2 protein-coding genes are annotated in these 2,766 nt (G+C 65.7%); both read right to left on the minus strand.

The genetic code is table 11. From position 1 onward, the window contains the following. Nucleotides 1-125: 125 nt before the first annotated feature. A complete protein-coding gene (pgsA, locus tag HMPREF3036_RS06575; RefSeq protein WP_005436493.1) occupies nt 126-755 on the minus strand; it encodes a CDP-diacylglycerol--glycerol-3-phosphate 3-phosphatidyltransferase in 630 nt (209 codons plus the stop codon). A 21-nt stretch (nt 756-776) separates the two neighbouring features. After that, a complete protein-coding gene (gene uvrC, locus HMPREF3036_RS06580) occupies nt 777-2,720 on the minus strand; it encodes an excinuclease ABC subunit UvrC (protein ID WP_082897387.1) in 1,944 nt (647 codons plus the stop codon). Between the last annotated feature and the right edge of the window lie 46 nt (nt 2,721-2,766).

Genomic DNA, 2,766 nt, shown 5'->3' on the forward strand with positions numbered 1-2,766 from the left:
ACCCTGCCTTCGGGACTTTCACCCTGTAGAGATCGCCCATGCGGGGCGCACCATGAAAAACGCCGCGGACCGCGGCGTTTTTTTGATTTCCGGATTCGCTTCCGGGTTCGTCTCGGGAGTCGTTCTCAGAGTGCGTCGGACGCGGGAGCCGTGAGAGCCTTGCGGGCGGCCATGAGGTAGACGTACATCGAATAGATGGTGAGCACGGCGGCGACGATGATGAGGACGCGACCGAGGAAGGCGATGTTGAGCTCGCCGCTCAGGAGGCTCGTGCTAACGACGACGGGATCCCACCAGAGGAGCATCGGGATGGCGGTCATCTGGGCAATGGTCTTGATCTTGCCGAACCAGTTGACCTTGACGGCGCCCGAGGCGCCGACCTTGGCCATCCACTCGCGCAGGGCGGAGACCGTGATCTCGCGGCCGATGATGACGAGGGCGACGAGCATGTCGCATCGGTCGAGGCCCACGAGGGCGACGAGCGCGGCGCTCACGAGGAGCTTGTCGGCGACGGGATCGAGGAAGGCGCCCATGGGCGTGGCCCAGCCCTGATAGCGGCGGGCGAGGAAGCCGTCAAGCGCGTCGGTGATGGCGGCGATGACGAACATCAGCATGGCGGTCGCGTTCTTCGTCCCCATCGTCATCCACGTTTCGGGAAGATAGAAGATGCCGATGACGAGCGGAATCATCGCGATGCGCATCCAGGTGAGGAGCATCGGGACGTTGAGCTTGAATGGGGGCTTGAGTTTGGGCATGTGCGGGTCCTTGTCGCTTTTTTACTGGCTCCCGTGGAGCTGAGCATAGATTTTAGCCGCGAGCGCGGCGGAAATGCCGTCGACTCGCGCAATATCTTCGGCCGAGGCGTTCGAAAGCTGCTTCATGCCGCCAAAATGCGTGAGAAGCTTCGCGCGGCGCTTGGGTCCGATCCCCTCGAGATCCTCGAGCCGGCTCGACTGACGGGTCTTCGCGCGCTTGGCGCGCATGCCCGTGATGGCGAAGCGGTGGGCCTCGTCGCGGATCTCGGCGATGAGCATGAGCGCGCGGCTCATGGTGCCGAGCACGAGCGGCTCGCGGCGCACGCCGTCGATCTCGGGGAAGATCAGGGTCTCGAGACCCACCTTGCGGCCCTCGCCCTTGGCGACGCCGACGATGACGGAAAGATCGAGTCCGAGCTCAGTGAAGACCTGTCTGGCCATCTCGACCTGCCCCTTGCCGCCGTCGACGAGCACGACGCTCGGCAGCACGGCCTCGCCGCGCGTCACGGGCCTGTAGCGGCGCTCGAGCACCTGGCGCATGGCCGCGTAGTCGTCACCTGGCTCGATGCCCGTGATGTTGAAGCGCCTGTAGAGGGCGGACTGCATGCGGCCCTCGGAGAAGACGACGCAGGAGGCCTGCGTGGCCTCGCCCGCCGTGTGCGAGATGTCGAAGCACTCGACGCGGAAGTTCATCGGATCGCCGTCGTCGGGCTCGAACCCGAGGATGTCGATGAGCTCCCTGAGTCTTGCGAGCTGGCTGCCTTCCTCCTGAAGGTGGCGCGCAAGCGCGATCTCGGCACCCTTCGCGCACATCTCGAGCCAGCGCCTGCGCGTCTCGCGCGGCTCCGCCACCACCGTGACGCGCCTTCCGGCCGCGGCCGACATCGCCTCGGCGACGGCCTCGACCGTCTCGTGGCGCTCCTCGTCGGACATGACGGCGCCGTCGAGGATGATGACGTTGGGCACCGGCATCCCGTCGCCGTAGTGCTGGCGCACGAAGGCCGTCATGATCTCGGCCTTCGAGGGCATGAGCGACTCGCTCCTGACGCCGAGCTTCGGGAAGCACGGACGGTCGCCGAGATGGCGCCCGCCCCTGACCATCGCGAGGTTGACGCAGGCGACGGCGCCCGAAACGGCGACCGCCACGACGTCCGCGTCTGTGTCGCCGCCCGTCGTCTCGATCGCCTGCTGATGCTGCACGGTCGTGAGCGCCGCGATGCGGTCCCTGTAGAAGGCGGCCTTCTCGAAGGCCCAGGCCTCGGATGCCTCCCACATGCGTCTTTCATAATCCTCGACGATGTCGCGCGTGCGCCCCTCGAGAAAGGCGGCGGCGCGCTCGATGTCCTTCGCGTAGTCATCCTTCGTGACGGCGCCCACGCAGGGCGCCGAGCAGCGGCCGATCTGGCCGAGCAGGCACGCGCGGTCACGGTTCGAGAAGACGGAGTTCTCGCAGGTCCTCAGGCCGAAGACCTTCTGCATGATCTGGATCGCCTCGCGCACGGCCGTCCCGTTGGGATAGGGCCCGAAGAAGCGGGACTTGCGGTCGACGCCGCCGCGATAGTAGGAGAGCCGCGGAAACGCCTCGGGACCGAGCCTCAGATAGGGATAACTCTTGTCGTCCCTGAAGAGGATGTTGTACTTCGGGCTCAGCGTCTTGATGAGGTTGTTCTCAAGAAGAAGGGCCTCCGCCTCGCTGCGCGTGACGGTGGTCTCGAGTCTGGCGATCTGGCTCACCATGATCGCGATGCGCGGGGAGAGCCCCGCGGGATTGCGGAAGTAGGACGAGACGCGCTTCTTGAGGTCGCGCGCCTTGCCGACGTAGAGGCATGCGCCCGCTGTGTCGAAGTAGCGGTAGCATCCGGGCAGGTTCGGAAGGGTCCTGATCTCCTGATGCGGATCGAAGGCGGTCTTCGGCGCGGCGTCCTCGGCGAGGACGATCCCGCCGGCGGCATCTTTTTCTGTCATGGCTCGGCTCTGCTAAACAACCTCACCACTGAAGTGGGAGGGTTTC

It is taken from the genome of Sutterella sp. KLE1602 (assembly GCF_001578585.1).
In the GTDB taxonomy this organism is placed as follows: domain Bacteria; phylum Pseudomonadota; class Gammaproteobacteria; order Burkholderiales; family Burkholderiaceae_F; genus Sutterella; species Sutterella wadsworthensis_A.